The sequence below is a fragment of the Acinetobacter sp. ANC 4648 genome, from assembly GCF_002135345.1.
GTDB lineage: Bacteria > Pseudomonadota > Gammaproteobacteria > Pseudomonadales > Moraxellaceae > Acinetobacter.
Map to the genome: position 1 here is coordinate 497957 of NZ_NEGI01000002.1, position 17908 is coordinate 515864.

Annotated in this window: 17 protein-coding genes; 5 read left to right on the forward strand and 12 right to left on the reverse strand. The window is 39.0% G+C overall.

The features are described 5' to 3' along the window. Positions 1 to 6: 6 nt before the first annotated feature. From B9T27_RS05435 to B9T27_RS05445, 3 genes are read right to left on the reverse strand one after another with little or no spacing between them, the layout of a single operon-like run. A complete protein-coding gene (locus tag B9T27_RS05435) occupies positions 7 to 1119 on the reverse strand; it encodes an NADH:flavin oxidoreductase/NADH oxidase (RefSeq protein ID WP_086205818.1) in 1113 nt (370 codons plus the stop codon). Between the two features lie 14 nt (positions 1120 to 1133). Then, entirely contained in the window at positions 1134 to 3269 is a 2136-nt protein-coding gene (locus tag B9T27_RS05440; RefSeq protein WP_086205819.1) for a TonB-dependent receptor, read from the reverse strand. A gap of 18 nt (positions 3270 to 3287) precedes the next feature. Then, a complete protein-coding gene (locus B9T27_RS05445) occupies positions 3288 to 4559 on the reverse strand; it encodes a carbohydrate porin (RefSeq protein WP_086205820.1) in 1272 nt (423 codons plus the stop codon). A gap of 431 nt (positions 4560 to 4990) precedes the next feature. On the opposite strand from B9T27_RS05445, the gene mutM reads away from it, so the two are divergent. Together mutM and B9T27_RS05455 are read left to right on the forward strand one after the other, a co-directional pair. After that, positions 4991 to 5851, forward strand: coding sequence for a bifunctional DNA-formamidopyrimidine glycosylase/DNA-(apurinic or apyrimidinic site) lyase (mutM, locus tag B9T27_RS05450; protein ID WP_086205821.1), 861 nt, complete (start codon positions 4991 to 4993; stop codon positions 5849 to 5851). After that, complete coding sequence (locus B9T27_RS05455; protein WP_086205822.1) at positions 5848 to 6132, forward strand: peptidylprolyl isomerase; 285 nt, start codon at positions 5848 to 5850, stop codon at positions 6130 to 6132. The genes mutM and B9T27_RS05455 overlap by 4 nt, the downstream gene beginning before the upstream one ends. Positions 6133 to 6152: 20 nt before the next feature. Here B9T27_RS05455 and B9T27_RS05460 read toward each other — a convergent pair whose 3' ends face one another. The 3 genes from B9T27_RS05460 to typA all read right to left on the reverse strand — a co-directional run bounded on the left by B9T27_RS05460 (position 6153) and on the right by typA (position 9346). Continuing rightward, a complete protein-coding gene (locus B9T27_RS05460; RefSeq protein WP_228146146.1) occupies positions 6153 to 6767 on the reverse strand; it encodes a hypothetical protein in 615 nt (204 codons plus the stop codon). A gap of 124 nt (positions 6768 to 6891) precedes the next feature. Beyond that, positions 6892 to 7320 (reverse strand): large conductance mechanosensitive channel protein MscL, encoded by a 429-nt coding sequence (gene mscL, locus B9T27_RS05465; protein WP_086204078.1) that lies wholly within the window; start codon positions 7318 to 7320, stop codon positions 6892 to 6894. Positions 7321 to 7510: 190 nt separating this feature from the next. Beyond that, positions 7511 to 9346 (reverse strand): translational GTPase TypA, encoded by a 1836-nt coding sequence (typA, locus tag B9T27_RS05470; protein ID WP_086205824.1) that lies wholly within the window; start codon positions 9344 to 9346, stop codon positions 7511 to 7513. A gap of 172 nt (positions 9347 to 9518) precedes the next feature. Between typA and B9T27_RS05475 the strand changes: the two genes are divergently transcribed. The 3 genes from B9T27_RS05475 (at position 9519) to B9T27_RS05485 (ending at position 13459) form a co-directional block, all read left to right on the forward strand. Next, positions 9519 to 10889: a uracil-xanthine permease family protein gene (locus B9T27_RS05475; RefSeq protein WP_086205825.1), complete on the forward strand. Its 1371-nt coding sequence runs from the start codon at positions 9519 to 9521 to the stop codon at positions 10887 to 10889. Between the two features lie 72 nt (positions 10890 to 10961). Further along, entirely contained in the window at positions 10962 to 11993 is a 1032-nt protein-coding gene (locus B9T27_RS05480) for a class I SAM-dependent methyltransferase (RefSeq protein WP_086205826.1), read from the forward strand. 2 nt (positions 11994 to 11995) lie between these two features. After that, on the forward strand, positions 11996 to 13459 hold the full coding sequence (locus B9T27_RS05485) for an amino acid permease (RefSeq protein ID WP_086205827.1): 1464 nt from the start codon (positions 11996 to 11998) through the stop codon (positions 13457 to 13459). A 302-nt stretch (positions 13460 to 13761) separates the two neighbouring features. Here B9T27_RS05485 and B9T27_RS05490 read toward each other — a convergent pair whose 3' ends face one another. From B9T27_RS05490 to panB, 6 genes are all read right to left on the reverse strand, one after another. Next, positions 13762 to 14226: an OmpA family protein gene (locus B9T27_RS05490; protein ID WP_086205828.1), complete on the reverse strand. Its 465-nt coding sequence runs from the start codon at positions 14224 to 14226 to the stop codon at positions 13762 to 13764. A gap of 334 nt (positions 14227 to 14560) precedes the next feature. Beyond that, the gene (yjgA, locus tag B9T27_RS05495; protein ID WP_086205829.1) at positions 14561 to 15097 is read right to left on the reverse strand and encodes a ribosome biogenesis factor YjgA; all 537 of its coding nucleotides are present in this window, start codon (positions 15095 to 15097) and stop codon (positions 14561 to 14563) included. Between the two features lie 2 nt (positions 15098 to 15099). Further along, positions 15100 to 15369: an HPr family phosphocarrier protein gene (locus B9T27_RS05500; RefSeq protein WP_086205830.1), complete on the reverse strand. Its 270-nt coding sequence runs from the start codon at positions 15367 to 15369 to the stop codon at positions 15100 to 15102. Then, a complete protein-coding gene (gene rapZ / locus B9T27_RS05505) occupies positions 15366 to 16217 on the reverse strand; it encodes an RNase adapter RapZ (RefSeq protein WP_086205831.1) in 852 nt (283 codons plus the stop codon). The genes B9T27_RS05500 and rapZ overlap by 4 nt, the downstream gene beginning before the upstream one ends. A gap of 27 nt (positions 16218 to 16244) precedes the next feature. Next, positions 16245 to 17090 carry a pantoate--beta-alanine ligase gene (gene panC, locus B9T27_RS05510; RefSeq protein ID WP_086205832.1) on the reverse strand — a complete coding sequence of 282 codons (846 nt, stop codon included), beginning with the start codon at positions 17088 to 17090 and terminating at the stop codon, positions 16245 to 16247. Between the two features lie 2 nt (positions 17091 to 17092). Next, on the reverse strand, positions 17093 to 17902 hold the full coding sequence (gene panB, locus B9T27_RS05515) for a 3-methyl-2-oxobutanoate hydroxymethyltransferase (protein ID WP_086205833.1): 810 nt from the start codon (positions 17900 to 17902) through the stop codon (positions 17093 to 17095). Positions 17903 to 17908: the final 6 nt, after the last annotated feature.

The following is a 17908-nucleotide window of genomic DNA, read 5'->3' on the forward strand; positions in this document are numbered from 1 at the left end:
ATACTATTATGTAAAAGCTTTAAAAAGTGCTTTTAAGCCATACGGTTGACAACGTAAATACTGTGGTGCAATTGCAATCGTTTCACCCAATTGTGCTGCAGCATGCCAAGGCCAACGTGGGTCATACAATATTGCTCTTGCCAAGCCAATGGCATCCGCTTCTCCGCTCTGTAGAATTTGTTCCGCTTGTTCAGCTTCTGTAATTAAACCCACAGTAATAACTGGAATTTTCACATGGTTCTTAATTGCAGTAGCAAATGGAACTTGATAGTGTGCCCCTATCTTAATATCTTGCTGGGCATGTAAACCACCTGAAGAAACATGGATATAATCAATTCCCAATGCTTCCAGCACTTTAGAGAGTTCAATACTGGATTCAACATTCCAAGCTTGATCGCTCTCCATCCAATCTGTTGCGGAAATTCGAATACCAATCGGAAAGCCTTTTGGAACAGCATGCTGAATCGCTTGAAAAACAGCGACTGTAAAGCGAATCCGATTTTCAAAACTTCCCCCATATTCATCTTCACGATGGTTGGATAATGGCGACATGAATTGATGCAATAAATAACCATGTGCCGCATGAATTTCGATCAAATCAAAACCTGCTTCCACGGCACGCTTTGCGGCACTGGCAAAATCAGCAATGATCACTTGAATTTCTGTTTTTGTTAATGCATGTGGAGGATGATCTGTTGGATTAAAACCGATTTCACTGGCTGAAACAGTCTGCCAACCTTGCGCATGATTTGGTGGAAGTTGACCACGTCCATCCCACGGTTTATCGGTTGATGCTTTACGCCCTGCATGTGCTAACTGAATAGCAAATGGCATAGGCGAAATTGTTTTCACTTTTGCTAATACAGCTTTAATTTGATCACGCTGCACATCATTCCACAGACCAACATCTGCATAGCTTATCCGCCCTTTAGCCTGTACCGCAGTCGCTTCAACAATACAAAGCCCAGCACCTGACAAGGCATAGTTTGCCCATTGCTCTTCATGCCAATAGCTAATTTCACCCTGATCCGTCGCGGAATACTGACACATGGGTGCAATCACAATTTTATTACTCAGTTTTAATGAACCAAACTGAATCGATTGAAACAATAAAGACACGTTTACTCTCCCTGTTAGAATATTTTAGTTAGGCTTAGACCCGCACTCCAATTCAACCCATCGGCTGGCTCAAAAAAGCGACCATTGCCATCATTAACGATTACAGAGCCGACATAGTTTTTATCAAACAAATTATCAATACGGGCATAAGTCCTCATTTTCCAATCATTATTTTTCCAGACATAACCAATATTTGCTGAAGTCACGCTATAACTGGGTGCAACATCTGAATTGATATCATCGACATAAATTTTATCCATATAACGGATATCAATCCCTGCATTCAAGCCCGTTTCAGGTTGCCAAGCTAAAGTGGCATAAGCTTGATTCCTTGCAACGCCGGGAATAGCGTTTCCACGCTGAACCACTTTTTGGGGATCAGCATTTGGAATATCAGCATCAAAAATTGCATCTAAATAACTATAACTGGCTTGAGCAGTGAGATCACGCCAGAGTTTACGACTCCATGAAAGTTCTAAGCCTTGGCGTAAGGTTTTATCGGCATTTTGGAATGTCGCACGACCATCTATATTTCCTGCTGAAACAATATCATCTTGTGTATTACTCTGGAAAACAGCCGCAGTAAAGTTACCTAAAGTGTTTTTAGTTTTTAAGCCGAGCTCATAATTATCACTGCTTGAAGGCTTTAAGCTAAAGTTAATCCCAGAAGTCCCAACAGTGGGATACGCCATTTCAGTAAAGGTTGGTGTTTCAAAACCTTGAGCATAACTTACATATGTGGTGAGCTGTGGTGTGATTTCCCAAGTCAAAGCGGCTGATGGTAAAACTTTTTGATAGTCTCTTTGACCACTATCATCACCATTCGCGACACTAATGTAATGATCTTGAGATTCATAATGCACATTACTATAGCGTAAGCCCGTATCTACGTGCCAAGTCGGTAGAAACTGCCATGATGCTTGTAAATAAGGATCTAAATTCCATAAACGATTATTTTCATCACGGCGTAACTTTCCTTTGACACCATAATGTGGCTTATTATTCTCTAAAATAAAGTTTTCATAACCTTGACGATCCTCATCCATCGCATCAAAGGCCAGACCTACACTAAACCGTGTATTAGGCAATAAATCTTTACCTGTCCAACGAAAATCAGTCCCATAATAATCACGAGAGAAATCAATCACACCTCCAGCATGACGAGGATTCAGTTGTGTTGTAATAGGAATGGATTGATATTGCATCACTTCTCGATGCCCCAAATACAGCATACTATAAAGTTCATTTTGATCATTAATTGGCTTGTGCCAAGTGAGCCCTGTTTGGGATTGATTAATCTCTTTACGCACATCAAACTGTTTTAAAAACGGAACTTGCTGTTTGGGATCTGCTTGCCATTGCTCTCGGGTCAGCCCTTGTGGATCATCGGCCTTGATGTCCACATAATTCACCACCCAATTCACTTTAGAGCCATCCTCTAAGTTCCAAGTCAGTTTAGCATTACTCAATGCTTTCCGTGCTGCACTATGCTCTCGATAACCATCGGTATCAAAATAAGATGAGCTAATCACATAACTGGGCTGATGAGGATTTTCTGCGCCTCCTTGTAGAATAATGTCGGCTCGACCTTTATTGTGACTACCACCAGCATAACCCAGTTCAATCGAATCAGGCCCTTGCCCTTCTTTGGTAGTGGTTAAAATTGTTCCGCCAGAAGAATTACCATACAAGGAAGAAAATGGTCCGCCCAATACTTCGATGTGGTCCAAACTGCTTAAATCAATATTTGAAGTTTGACCTTGTCCATCTGGCATAGTGGCAGGAATTCCATCGACATATAAACGAATACCACGTACCCCAAACGTTGAGCGTGCGCCAAAACCGCGCATAGAAAGTTGTAAATCTTGGGCATAGTTTTCACGGTTATTCAGTTGTAATCCGGGAACGCCTGTTAACGTTTCGGAAAGATTAACGCCCAGATTATTTTGATGATTTTCTTGCTCGATTCGATAAACTGAAGCAGGGGTTTCAAGCCAATCAGTATTCGTTCGAGTCGCTGTAATGGTAATGGTGGGAAGTTGCTGAACAGAGCTCATTGTCTCTGTATCAGCATACATATTTTGAGTGATACATGCTGTTAAGCAAAGTAGTGAGGGTTTAAAAGATTTAAAACATCTGGTACTTTGCATAAGCGTGTTCCTATTTTTTTAAAAGATAATTTTAGAGCCAAAACCAATCACCAATGCGTTATCCACTTTGTCTGTCGCACCTGGATGCATCACATACTGTACTAAAGGACGAAGCATCAACCATTTGGCAGGATAATATGAATAATTTAACTCAATATTATATTCAGCACTTTTATTCAAGATGGCTTTTGTAGCACGGTAACGATCATTCAAATGCACGCGATTGACAGCTAAACCTAAAATATCATTGGGCTGTGCATCAAATAAGCCGATGTATTTCAATCCCAATTGCTGTGACTGATCAACGGCTGTGGTAGTACGATCATGAAAAGTAAAATTACCAAAACTGTGTAAACCACGACGGCCTGTTCCTGCTGAAGTTAATTGCTGTTCAAAAGAAATCCAGCCGCCATACGTCCGATCTTCACCGACGGCACCTGCTTTATATGCAATATCATATTGATTCTTGGCATCATTGGCTGTGTTATATAGCACACCAAAACGATAGCTAGCGGGTAAAGCATTGACTGCTTGTTTTGGCGACCACACCACTTCTGCAGGAATATTGACACCATCAGCATGTCGAGTATCTAAATTCCAACCATGGCGCTCTAAAGCATTTTCAGGGTTATATTCATAGACCCCTACTTGCGCAAATAATTCAGGATTTATTTGATATTTCACACGCCCACCCCACTGTGAAACAGGAGTGTTATACCAAATTTTGCCTTGCCATTTACCCATCTGTGCCGCACAAAAGGCATTGTTCTGAAAGTCACATGCCATGGTATTAAAATCTGTACCCAGTCCGAGGCGACCCACTTTGACATTCACACCTTGTTCTGCAAAGTTTTTCTCAATAGATAATTCACTTAAACGGCTGCCTGAATTACCACGGCCCCAGTTTGCTTGTGAATTGGCCCATTGCGGTGCTGCTGGGTTTTGAATACCATTCACAGTCGTACTTTGACCTTGCCGTGCCGTAATCACCCCACGAATGGTGATGCCTTGCCATCCAGCCAGTTGATTCATATCAAGAGTAGTACCCAACCAAAATTGGCTTGCAAAGGTTGCGGCTTGATGTGCGTCGTATCCACCATTGGCCAAATAAGAACTGTCCATGGCAATATTGGCATCGAACTTCACACCCTGTTCAGCAAATTCAGTTCGTGTCCCATTCCAATCACCTGTCATCACTGCTGCACGGGAGTCAAAGGCATTTTGAGCATATGCATGTGACATTAATGTAGTGATTAATATAGCCAATACAGAAAGCGTATTTTTTTTCATGGGACATCCAACATTCAGAAAAAAATTTAAATTCATCGAATCGTTATTTAAGTCACCAAGACATTCATTTTATAGTTGAAATATCTTGTTTTTAAAAAACAATAAGCATTGTATTTATTCGGTTTAAAACCATTGATATACAATAAATTAATGAGAAAATTACATATTTATTTAATTTTCTCTATCAGATTATTTTTATGAATAAAGAAACTAAAAGTTATAAATAAACTTTATTATTGATAACAATTATTTATATAAAAACAAGATTAGATAATTGTTCAATTTAATTTTAAATGTTGAGATTTTAATCAAAATATTATTCTCTCAAAATATATCCTCAAAATACTAAATACCTATCCTACAACTTTATAGATACTTCAATCTTGATTACAATGAGCAATGTCGCTTAAAGCATATCTGTTGAGAACTCAATGCCTGAATTACCCGAAGTAGAAACCACAAAAACCAGTCTCTTGCCTTTAATTCATCAAAAGGTAGTTTCGGTTCAAGTGCGTGAATCTAGACTACGTTGGGCAATTCCTGAAGATATTACCCGACTTGAAGGACAACGCTTAATCCAACTTACACGTCGCTCTAAATATATTTTGGCGGAATTTGAACAAGATACAATGCTTTGGCATTTAGGCATGTCGGGGAGTTTTCAACTCTCTGAAGCTGATATCGAATTGCGTAAACATGATCATTTGATTATTCAATTTGAAGATATTCAACTCCGTTATCATGATCCACGTCGTTTTGGCTGTATTTTATGGTTAGACCAGAATAGTCAACGTAAACTCATTGATACGTTAGGGCCTGAACCGTTGAGTGATGCATTTGATGCTGCCTACTTGGCCAATAAACTCAAATCGAAAAATGTCGGCATAAAAGTTGCTATTATGGATAATCACGTGGTGGTGGGAGTCGGTAATATTTATGCCACTGAAAGCTTATTTAATTTAGGTATTCATCCAGCTCAGCCCGCCTCTAGTCTAAACATGCAACAAATTGAAAAATTAGTATTAGAGATTAAACGTATTTTAAAACAAGCAATTGATTTAGGTGGTTCAACCTTACGTGACTATCGTAATGCCATGGGGGAAAATGGCTATTTTCAACAAACATTACTTGCTTATGGTCGTGCTGGTGAAATGTGTGTAAATTGCGAAACAACTTTAGAAAATCTCAAACTTGGTCAACGTGCCAGTGTTTTTTGCCCCCAATGCCAAGCACTACAGCATAGTAAAACCACTGTAAAAGTTACAAAATCTGTTCAAGGTAAAACTAAATGAAAACGGCTATCGTGCGTCATATTCTGGTTAAAGATAAAGATCTAGCAGAACAACTCAAAAAGAAAATACTATCAGGTGCAGATTTTGCAACTATTGCCAAGCAAAATTCCACCTGCCCATCTTCCAAAAAAGGCGGTGAACTGGGTGAAATCAAAAAAGGGCAACTGGTTACACCTATTGATAAAGCCGTCTTCACTTTAAAAGAAAAAGAATTACACGGGCCAATTAAAAGTCAATTTGGTTGGCATTTGTTAGAAATCAAATTTCGGATGGATTTTTAACTCAGTTATGGAGTCATCATTTAATACTCTGCCACTGTCGCGGGTTCAGTTTCTAAATTTTGAACAATAGCAGCATAGCGATTAATATAATCTCTAAATTTTTCGGACCGCGTTGTAAAGTAGAAAATTGCATTACCACTCATCACCACTGTTGCTGGTACTTTACCATTACAAGACCCACCGCCAGAATGAACTGCATCATTTAACAATTTGAATTTTGCAGTCGTTTCCTCAATCGTTGGAAATTCAAAGGTCAGTAACAGAAAATCTGGAAAATCATTGCCAGTTTCACCAACCCCGACCTTACTTTTGGCCGTATACGTACTCACGCCCTCACCTTTAACATCAATAATCATATTATTTTGACAATCATGAATCGACCATGAGTTTCCACTATCTTTTTCAATAAACTCAAAATTATCTTTGATTAATTGTGTTTGCAAAGCAACCAGAGCTGCATCATTTCCCGCTAAAGCCTGCGTGGTAATCGTTTCATATCTGGTTTGTTCATTTGGCATATCCGCAAAACTTAACTCTTTTTTTTCGACTGGTGCATTTTTATTTTCAGTTTTCTGCGGCTCGGAACATGCCAACAAACCCAGCAGCATGCAAAGTACAATCATGTTTCTATACATAATAGTTACCTCTTTATATTTTTATAGCATTTAAGCATTTAAGCATTTAAGCATTTAAGCATTATCCTACACATAAAAAACGGTACTCAAAAGTACCGTTTTAAAATATAACAGATCAATCTTATTATTGTGGGCGACGTTTCAACTCATCACGAATTTCACGAAGTAATGCAACATCTTCAGGCGTTGCAGCTGCAGCCGCTTCTTGAGGTTTACGTAAACGATTGATTCCTTTGACCATCAAAAATACGACCCATGCCAAAATAAGGAAGTTAAGGAAAACCGTCAAAAAGTTCCCATAGGTCAGTACGTTAACCCCAGCTTTTTGCAACGCATCTAAGGACTGTAAATTATTTGGATTACTACCTAAAACAATAAACTTTTGCGTAAAATCTACACCACCACCCGTGATAATAGAAATCAACGGCATAATAATATCTTTAACCAACGAATCAATAATTTTACTAAATGCACCACCAATGATGACACCAATAGCTAAATCCATCATATTGCCTTTAATGGCAAATTCTTTAAATTCTTGAACAATACTCATATAAATCTCCAGAACTTTTGCTTATCTATTTTTGTGACGAACTATACATTATTTTTGCATATACATTTCCATCTAATTTACTCGGTTTTTTAAACTTTCCAATAGATTGTAGTCATTTTTATACAAAAAAAAAGCCGCAACGCTGATGAACAACGTTGCGGCTTCTTAAACAAACGTGGCTAATTAAAAATTATTTACCACGGTTACGTTTACGATCATTTTCAGTTAACCAGCGTTTACGAATACGTACTGATTTAGGTGTAACTTCAACTAATTCATCATCTTCGATGAATTCAAGCGCTTGTTCAAGCGTGAAACGAATAGCAGGAGTCAATGTTAATGCTTCATCTGTACCAGATGCACGCATGTTCGTTAACTGCTTCGCTTTAGTCGGGTTAACAGTCATGTCGTCAGAACGTGAGTTCATACCAACAATCATACCTTCATAAACTTCTAACTGTGGTTCAGCAAATAGACGACCACGGTCTTGTAATGTAAACAATGCAAACGCTAAGCAAGTACCGTTAACCATTGAAACCAATACACCGTTTTGACGCTTCGCTACAGTACCTGCTTTCGCTGGACCATAATGAGAGAAGCTTGAAGTCATAATACCAGTACCAGAAGTAATGGTTAAGAATTCAGAACGGAAACCGATTAAGCCACGTGAAGGAACAGTTGCTTCAATACGGATACGGCCTTTGCCGTCAAGTTCCATATTGGTCATTTCGCCTTTACGGAAGCCCATTTGCTCCATGATTGAACCTTGATGTTGTTCTTCAACGTCAAAAGTTACATTTTCAAATGGCTCTTGTTTTTCACCATCAATTTCTTTCATGATTACTTCAGGACGAGATACACCCATCTCAAAGCCTTCACGACGCATGGTTTCAATCAAAACAGATAAATGAAGCTCACCACGACCAGAAACTTTAAAACGGTCTGGAGAATCAGTATCTTCAACACGTAAAGCAACGTTATGAATCAACTCGCGGTCAAGACGTTCACGGATGTTACGTGAAGTAACGAATTTACCTTCGCGACCAGCAAATGGTGAGTTATTTACTTGGAATGTCATCGAAACTGTAGGTTCATCTACAGACAACGGTGGCATTGCTTCAACATTTTTCGGATCACAAATTGTGTCAGAAATGTTAAGTGCATCAAGACCAGTAATACATACGATATCACCAGCAGAAGCATCTTCAACGTCTACACGGTCAAGACCATGATAGCCCATGATTTTTAAGATACGGCCGTTACGTGTTTTGCCATCTTTATCAATCACAGTAACTTGTGTATTGGTTTTCACAGAACCACGTTGAATACGGCCAATACCAATTACACCTACGAAACTATTATAGTCAAGAGATGAAATTTGCATTTGGAATGGGCCATCAACATCAACCTTAGGTGGTTCAACGATGTCAACAATAGTTTCAAACAATGGCGTCATATCTGGAGCCAAGTTATCTACTTCACGACCAGCAATACCATTTAAGCCTGAAGCATAAACAACTGGGAAGTCTAACTGTTCATCAGTAGCACCAAGGTTGTCGAACAAATCAAATACTTGATCCATTACCCAATCCGGACGTGCGCCTGGACGGTCAACTTTGTTTAATACTACGATTGGTTTTAAACCACGAGCAAACGCTTTAGACGTTACAAAGCGAGTTTGTGGCATTGGACCGTCTTGTGAGTCAACAAGAAGAAGTACACAGTCAACCATAGACATTACACGTTCAACTTCACCACCGAAGTCAGCATGTCCTGGGGTGTCGACGATGTTAATGCGGTATTCAGTATCTGTACGTTTGTCTAACCATTTGATTGCAGTGTTTTTTGCAAGAATGGTAATACCACGTTCAGACTCAAGCGCATTCGAATCCATAACACGCTCAATCTCACCCGCGCGATCACCGAGAGCACCTGATTGTTGTAAAAGTTTGTCTACAAGAGTGGTTTTACCATGATCGACGTGAGCGATGATGGCAATATTACGGAGAGTTTTAATATCTGACATGAAATTCGATACGCTTTAAATTTGAGGGCAAATTATACAGAAAAATACTAACTTTTAGTAGTGACAGTTTATTGACAGTTACAAGTTTTTTTAATGAATTGTGTCTTTTTATTTTGTAAAGGTGTGTAACTCGACTAGAATAGCGTCAAATTCCTGCTGTACCAACACTCTCATGTCTGATTTAAATAACTCTCCCGACCCACAAGGTCAGATAGATCTTGTTTATGGTTTGAACGATCGTCCTAAACCGCTTATCGCTTTTTTTGCTGCACTACAACATTTACTAGCCATTATTGTCCCGATTGTCACACCAGGTTTACTAATCTGTTTGGCATTAGGCGTATCAAAACAAGATACCAATATGATTTTGTCTATGTCATTAGTGATCTCAGGTGTTGCAACTTTTTTACAATGTAAAAAAGTTGGGCCTTTTGGGGCAGGCTTACTCATTGTTCAAGGGACAAGTTTTAACTTTATCGGTCCGATGATTGGTATTGGTTCAGCCATGGTCGCTTCTGGTGTACCGGTTAATGATGTCATGGCCGCCATTTTTGGTGTGGTCATTGCGGGTTCATTTATTGAGATGGGTGTATCTCGGATTTTACCATGGGTTAAAAAACTAATTACCCCCTTAGTTACGGGTATTGTCGTGCTATTGATTGGCTTAACCTTAATTAAGGAAGGCTTGATCAGCATGGGTGGCGGTTATCAAGCCATGTCTAATCAGACCTTTGCAAGTACAGATAACTTAATTATGTCTTGCACAGTGTTGGCGATCATCATTTTATTAAACCGTGTTCGCATTGTTTGGGTCAAAAGCTCAGCTATTCTGATTGCATTGGTGATTGGTTATATTGTTGCGGGATTCATGGGTCACCTCGATTTCTCAGGTCTTAAAGAAGCACCATTCATTCAAATTCCAACACCGATGCATTTTGGTCTTAGCTTCGATTGGGGTTTATTTATACCCATGGCATTTATTTATCTCGTCACTTCTTTAGAAGCGATTGGTGATGTGACAGCAACTTCAAAAATATCGAATCAGCCTGTAGATGGTCCAGTATGGATGGAACGTATTAAAGGTGGTGTCTTGGTCAATGGTGCCAACTCATTCCTTGCAGGTATTTTCAACACATTTCCAAGTTCAGTTTTTGCGCAAAATAATGGCGTCATTCAACTTACTGGCGTAGCAAGTCGTTATGTCGGCATTTGGATTGCTGTATTGTTAGTGATCCTCGGGCTATTCCCTGCTGTTGCTGGTATTATCCAAGCGGTACCACAAGCTGTTTTGGGTGGTGCTGTGATGGTGATGTTTGGTGCTGTTGCCGCCTCGGGGATTAATATTCTTTCAGGTGTTCAACTGGATCGTCGTGCATTACTCATTATTGCCATTTCCCTAGGATTGGGTTTAGGTGTAGCACAAGTACCACAAATTCTAGAACATCTACCTGAATTAGTTAGAAATATTTTTAGCTCAGGTGTTGCAACTGGTGGTATTTCAGCACTCATTTTAAATATTGTGTTGCCTGCAAACAAAAAATAATGAATCATTTCGTTAGGATGCCCAGCTTAGACTGGGCATTATCGTTCTTAATTTTGATGATGGATGGTAAAAATGGAGCCTAAAAGTGAAGTTGTCATTCGACAGCATGACTATCTTTCTGGACGTGTATTATTCGTTAACGCACCTACAGATGACTTGCTTTCGAATTTAGCGCATGACATCGAGCCGTTATTGTGGACATGGGACTACAACGAATTTCAGTTTTTCCAAAACCAACAAGCAAATGTACATTTTGGGGTTGATCTTCCAGAAGGAAGTTTCGATCAAGCTGTCGTTTTTGTGCCGAAATCAAAAGAATTACTCAACTATATTCTGCATAATTTAGTCAGCCGCTTAGCCAAAGGTGCATCTATCTTCTTAGTCGGTGAAAAGAAAAGTGGGGTTGAACGTGCTGCAAAACAGTTACAGCCTTATGGCCCTACACTCAAGCTAGATAGCGCACGTCACTGTCAAATGTGGCAAATGACCATTGAATCAACGGTTAAAGCAAAAGCATTAGCAGATTGGGTACAAAAATATACGGTCAGCACACCAAAAGGTGACTTAATTATTTGTGCCCTGCCTGGGGTATTTAGCCAAAATCGTTTAGATATTGGAACTGCCGTTTTACTGCCATTTTTATCTCAAGTTACTTCAGGGAAAATTGCAGATTTTGGTTGTGGTGCTGGCGTGATTAGCGCTTACCTATCAAAATTAAACCCTAAAAACCGTATCTTTGCGCTAGATGTTGATGCATTTGCTTTAGCCTCAACAAAAATGACCTTTGAAAAAAATAATCTACCTCTTGAACAACTCGAAATTAAAGCAGTTTCAGGTATTGAGGATGCACCTCTATTTTTGCACGCCATCGTCAGTAATCCTCCATTCCACCAAGGGATCCATACCGATTACAATGCCAGTGAAACTTTATGTAAAACTGCGCGTCGCCATTTAAAATCGGGTGGTGAATTATGGATAGTCGCAAACCGCTTTCTCAATTACCCATTACTCATTGAACAAAACTTTAGTCGATGCACGACTAAAGCAGATCAACAAGGCTTTAAAGTGCTGTTCGCCAACACTCAAAAAAATCTTAAGGAATAACGATGAGCGAAATAGATCATCAGCAACTCAAGCGTAAGCTTGGTGCGCGACATTTAAATATGATTGCCATTGGCGGTTCTATTGGTACAGGTTTATTCCTTGCCTCAGGTCAAACCATTGCAACAGCAGGCCCAGGTGGTGCATTACTCGCCTATGCGCTCATTGGCTTAATGATTTATTTCTTAATGACCAGCCTAGGTGAGCTTGCCACTCACAATCCAACATCAGGTGCATTCTTCACCTATGGAACCAAATACGTAGAAGAAGGTTTTGGTTTTGCACTAGGATGGAACTATTGGTATAACTGGGCCATTACCGTTGCTTTTGAATTGGTTGCGGTACAATTCATCATGAAATTTTGGTTTCCCGATATTCCAGGTTTTTGGTGGAGCGCACTCTTTCTTGCAATTATCTTCTTTATCAATGCTTTAACTGTAAAAGGATTTGGTGAAAGTGAGTTCCTCTTTTCATTAGTGAAAGTCATTGCCATCATTGTCTTTATTGTAATTGGTTTATTCATGATTGGTAAAATCATGCTTGATCCAACGCAAAGCATTTTGAAAAACTGGACCATTGGTGAAGCTCCATTTGTGGGTGGTTTTCAAGCTCTGGTTGGTGTTGCGATGATTGCTGGATTCTCATTCCAAGGCACAGAGATGGTCGGTGTTGCCGCGGGTGAATCGAAAGATCCAAGAAAAACAATTCCGATTGCGATCAAACAAATTTTTTGGCGTATCCTGCTATTTTATATTTTGTGTATTTTCATTATTGGCACATTAGTCGCATATACAGATCCAAACTTAAAATTAGCAGCTGTCGGCGATGGTAACATTACCCTTTCACCATTTACCTTACTGTATGAAAAAGCAGGTTTAGCCTTTGCTGCTGGTTTAATGAATGCCGTCATTTTAACTGCAATTTTATCTGCAGGTAATTCAGGTATGTATTCATCGACACGAATGTTATTCGACATGGCTCGCAAAGGCCGTGCACCTAAGTGGTTTGCAAAATTAGATGTTCGTGGCGTGCCAATGAATGCACTCTATGCAACGACAGTTATTGCCGCACTTTGCTTCTTAACAACTTTCATCGGTGAGCAACAGGTATTTACTTGGCTCCTAAATATGTCAGGGATGTGTGGTTTCATCGTCTGGTTAGGGATTGCTATTTCACATTATCGTTTCCGTAAAGGTTATTTAGCACAAGGTCATAAGCTTGAAGATTTAGCTTACAGTGCCAAATTCTTTCCTTTTGCACCTTGGTTTGCTTTTATCCTGTGTACTATTGTGGTCTTAGGGCAGAACTACCAAGCTGCACTTGATGGAGATTGGATGAGTGTTTTATCGACATATATCAGTATTCCACTCTTCTTGATCATTTGGTTAGGTTATAAGTGGAAATACAAAACCAAGCTCATTCCATACAAAAAGATGGATGTTCAACCTTTCGATATCGATAAAGAATAAGCTCAAATCTTTTTAAAGCAGCCCACAGGCTGCTTTTTTATGATCAAACAATATTTAATACCCAAACTAGAGATACTTTTGAAAATAAATATGAATGTTATATTTAGTTTTAGAATACAACTGATTCGGTATTATCACACTACAAATGACTCAAGCTATAATGAAGAACTACTGGAACTCCATATACAATGAATGTCACTTTAGTAAAGAGATTTTGATCAAGTAGAAAGCAACTATTCGCACAGGTTTTAAGGGATTAAAACCACTTAAAAGCAACTTCAATACTTTCCTTACAATATGGATTATTTAATTCTTAAGGTTGCCATTACTCGCCTATTGAGTGCGCGACCATCAGCTGTCTCATTCGAAGCAATAGGATTGGCTGAGCCAACGCCTTCTGCTGTCACTTGTTCAGGTGAAACACCATATTGTGTCACTAACTGACTACGTACCGTATTGGCTCGCATATATGCAATCCGTTTATTGGTACTTGCAGAACCACTACTGTCCGTATGACCCTGTAAAACCAAAATAAAATATGGATTACTATTCAACACTTCTGCTGCTGTGGATAAATAAATGAGATATTTTGAATCAAGTTCGGAAGAATTTTTATTAAAATATAAGGATATACCTTTTTTCAATTCATCAACAAATTTTTGATTTTGATTTAACACACTCTGAGTTGAATTTGAGACATGCTGATTCGATGTACAAGCGTTTAAAAACAAACTGCTTAAAATAATGATTGGAATAATAAATTTCATTGCTGTTCTCTTTAAATATCATTTTTTATTAGAAATTACATTTCAATTATAACATGTGATAAAAACAAAAAGATGAATACAGCTAATTTTAGCCGGAACAAAACAGAACACTTTATTTATAAAAAACAACATTTCAAAACGTTAGATCAAATCGATCATAATTTTAATTGACTGATTTTCCTATTTTCCATGAACTCATTAAATTATAGGATAATCCAACCCTATACAACATTTAGAAACTACCTCTGTTTTTAACGCATAAAAAAACTTATTTCTAATCCAATAAAAAACGACCTTGATGGTCGTTTTTTTATTTTAATCACTTAAAAACTGATTAACCATTATCAGAAATCAATGCAACTTGTTGAGCATAATTAATCAACTTGAGTTTGGATTCAGCAATCGCCTCCTCTCCAAGTTCCTGCTTAATATCACGCTGTATACGCAAAATATGTTGGCGAATAGCATGATGTTCGGCTGCATTATGAGTCTTAATAAACTCTTTAATTGCAGGATCTCCCTGCGCAATCATGCGATCAACCCAACGTAGCAACTGTGCTGTCTTTTTGATGCCTTGTTGCGGTGTTAGATAAGATAAAATGACAGTTTCATCTTCATTACGCAACAATTTACCAATACGTAGAAATTGACGACGACGTGCTTCAAATGACGTAATCTGCTGCACCTCTAACAATGCATCAATTAAACGTTCCTCTACAGGAAGTTGTTCAATCTTCTTTTTTGACAACTCTGCCAGTTGTGCACCAAGAGCAGCCATGCGATGCACGGCTTTCTTTTGTTCAGTTTTACTTGCACGTCCTTCTAAAGAGTCGAAATCATCTTCAGTAAAACGTTGCGTACGACGTGCCACGATTATTCTGCCTCGTAAAATTTATCAGCGAAAAGTGCTTGAACTTCAGATAAAGCTTTTTCTTCATCTGCACCATCAATCACTAGACGCAAAGTGGTTCCTTTACCTGCTCCAAGCATAAGTAAAGAAAGAATGTTCTTGGCATCGACTAATTTGTCGCCCTTACCAATTTGAATCGATGATCGAAATTTAGTAGTGACTTCTATCAGTTTTCCAGATGCCCGCGCATGTAATCCTAATTTATTAATTACGTCAACAGTTGTGTCAATCATGACCAGTGCTTCATTTCCCTATGCAAGACCTGAATAGACCATTTTGACTCTAAAGCCTTTTGCAGTCTATCCACGATATAAACGGAACGATGTTGCCCACCCGTACAGCCAATTGACACAGTAATATAATGACGATGTCCTTCTGCAAATGCAGGCAACCATTTATTTAAAAAGTGGTTGATATCTTCAAACATTTCATTGGCTTGCTCGCTATCCTCTAAAAACATACGTACCGGTTCATCTAAACCTGAATATTTACGAAGCTCCAAATCCCAATGTGGATTTGGCAAGTGGCGAACATCAAAGACAAAATCAGCATCCAAAGGAATGCCATGCTTATAACCGAATGACTGTAAAATTAGGATCAGTTTATCTGACTGTCCCAACTTCGACAACAATATATCTTTTAAGTCGTGTACACTTTTATCGGTAGTATCGATATGTACCGTGGCTCTCAGCTGTATAGGCAACAGTAAAATTTTTTCTTCTTGAATACATTCATTCAGACTTGGAAAACGACTAGAGAGTGGATGTGGTCTTCTCGATGCACTAAATCGTGAAATTAAACCTTGATCCTGAGTCGTCAGATAAATCACATCAACTGAACCAAATCTTTGTAATTGTTGAAAAACATGGTCAAATTCTTGTAAATCTGCATGTGTACTACGAACATCAACCCCTAAAGCCAATTGTTCTAAATTATTTTCTTTATCCAGCTTTTCGACAATTTCAGGTAGCAATGCCAAAGGCAAATTATCGATGCAGTAATAACCTAAATCCTCAAGCACCTGCAAAGCAGATGACTTACCTGAACCAGATTGTCCTGTCACGATAAGTATGCGTTTCATGGCATGGCGATCCTAAAGTTAACCGTTTTAAAGCGTATGTTTGATCTGTAAATTGTCAATCAAACGTGTCTCACCCAGTTTGGCTGCAACAAATAATACAATATCTTGATCAAACTGATCAATTTTTTGTAACATCGGTGTACGTGCTTCTACATAATCAACCACTAAACCGGCCTGTGTGAGCTGGATACCAATTTGAGTAAGTATATCTGGCAATGCATTCCCAGCATGTAAATTTTGTTCAGCATTTTTTAAAGACTGATAAATCACAGGTGCTGTTTGGCGATGCTCTGCACTGAGATACCCATTACGAGAACTCAAAGCCAAACCATCCTCAGCACGTGCGATCGGCACACCAATGACCTCAATTGGCATATTTAAATCACGAACCAACTGTTTAATCACTGCCAACTGTTGATAATCTTTCTGCCCAAAAAAAGCATAATTAGGTTGTACAATATTAAACAATTTTGTTACGACTACAGCCACACCATCAAAATGACCTGGCCGCTGTAAACCACATAAATCATTAGTGATTTCACCGACACGAATATTGGTTAAACGTGGGTGATGGCCATACATTTGTTCTACAGAAGGTGCAAAAACAATATCACAACCGACTTCTGCGAGTAGATGACTATCCTGCTCTAGAGTGCGTGGATAGTTATCAAAGTCTTCATTTGGACCAAATTGAATCGGATTCACAAAAATACTGACAACAACTACATCACAAAGCTGACGTGCTTCACGGACTAGGTTTAAATGTCCTTGGTGAAGATTGCCCATGGTTGGAATAAAACCAATGATTTTACGTGCCGAGCGAGCTGGCTGAAGTGATGCAGATAATCCTTGTATACTGATTTCTGTTTTCATATTTACAGCTCGACTTGGAAGGTATGTTCTGGAGCAGGAAATGATTGATCCAATACCGCGACATGATACGCTTTAAACGCATCCATAATGGCTGTTTCACCGGCTTGTTCTTTCATAAAGTTACGCACAAAACGCGCTACCTTACCAAAAGTTAAACCTAACATATCTTGTACTACCAAAACTTGACCATCCGTCGCAACTCCAGCACCAATACCAATGACAGGTACGGTTGGAAATAATTCCGCTATCTCTTTGCCAAGTTGCGCAGGCACACATTCAAGTAGCAACAATGCAGCACCAGCATCGACAACTGCTTTACAATCCGCAATCAATTGATCTGCCGCTGCTCTAGTTTTGGCTTGTAACTTATAACCACCAAGGACATGTACAGATTGTGGCGTTAAACCTAAATGTACACACACTGGAATACCATTGCGTGTCAAAACATTCACGGTTTCACTGAGCCAAGCACCACCTTCAATTTTAATGATTTGTGCACCTGCTTGCATGACCATTTTTGAGTTATATAATGCATCATTTAAGGTTGCATAGCTCATAAAAGGAAGATCGCTCATAATTAACGCATGCTGATTACCACGACGAACTGACGCAGTGTGATAGATCATATCTTCAACAGTAACGGGTAACGTAGAGTCACGCCCCTGAATCGTCATGCCCAGAGAATCACCAATTAAAATGGTATCGACTTCAGCAAGTTCCATTGCTTTAGCCATACTTGCATCATAACAAGTAAGACATGAAAATTTACGTCCTTGTTGTTTAAATTGTCTTAAATCACTTAGACTAATCATGACGTA

What these genes read in the sequence shown, in the direction of transcription:
- B9T27_RS05490 (WP_086205828.1), bottom strand. Translation starts at nt 14,226, where the DNA reads ATGAAATTTATTATTCCAATCATTATTTTAAGCAGTTTGTTTTTAAAC.
- B9T27_RS05460 (WP_228146146.1), bottom strand. Translation starts at nt 6,767, where the DNA reads ATGTATAGAAACATGATTGTACTTTGCATGCTGCTGGGTTTGTTGGCA.
- typA (WP_086205824.1), bottom strand. Translation starts at nt 9,346, where the DNA reads ATGTCAGATATTAAAACTCTCCGTAATATTGCCATCATCGCTCACGTC.
- panC (WP_086205832.1), bottom strand. Translation starts at nt 17,090, where the DNA reads ATGAAAACAGAAATCAGTATACAAGGATTATCTGCATCACTTCAGCCA.
- B9T27_RS05480 (WP_086205826.1), top strand. Translation starts at nt 10,962, where the DNA reads ATGGAGCCTAAAAGTGAAGTTGTCATTCGACAGCATGACTATCTTTCT.
- mscL (WP_086204078.1), bottom strand. Translation starts at nt 7,320, where the DNA reads ATGAGTATTGTTCAAGAATTTAAAGAATTTGCCATTAAAGGCAATATG.
- mutM (WP_086205821.1), top strand. Translation starts at nt 4,991, where the DNA reads ATGCCTGAATTACCCGAAGTAGAAACCACAAAAACCAGTCTCTTGCCT.
- B9T27_RS05500 (WP_086205830.1), bottom strand. Translation starts at nt 15,369, where the DNA reads ATGATTGACACAACTGTTGACGTAATTAATAAATTAGGATTACATGCG.
- B9T27_RS05475 (WP_086205825.1), top strand. Translation starts at nt 9,519, where the DNA reads ATGTCTGATTTAAATAACTCTCCCGACCCACAAGGTCAGATAGATCTT.
- rapZ (WP_086205831.1), bottom strand. Translation starts at nt 16,217, where the DNA reads ATGAAACGCATACTTATCGTGACAGGACAATCTGGTTCAGGTAAGTCA.
- B9T27_RS05445 (WP_086205820.1), bottom strand. Translation starts at nt 4,559, where the DNA reads ATGAAAAAAAATACGCTTTCTGTATTGGCTATATTAATCACTACATTA.
- B9T27_RS05485 (WP_086205827.1), top strand. Translation starts at nt 11,996, where the DNA reads ATGAGCGAAATAGATCATCAGCAACTCAAGCGTAAGCTTGGTGCGCGA.
- B9T27_RS05440 (WP_086205819.1), bottom strand. Translation starts at nt 3,269, where the DNA reads ATGCAAAGTACCAGATGTTTTAAATCTTTTAAACCCTCACTACTTTGC.
- B9T27_RS05455 (WP_086205822.1), top strand. Translation starts at nt 5,848, where the DNA reads ATGAAAACGGCTATCGTGCGTCATATTCTGGTTAAAGATAAAGATCTA.
- panB (WP_086205833.1), bottom strand. Translation starts at nt 17,902, where the DNA reads ATGATTAGTCTAAGTGATTTAAGACAATTTAAACAACAAGGACGTAAA.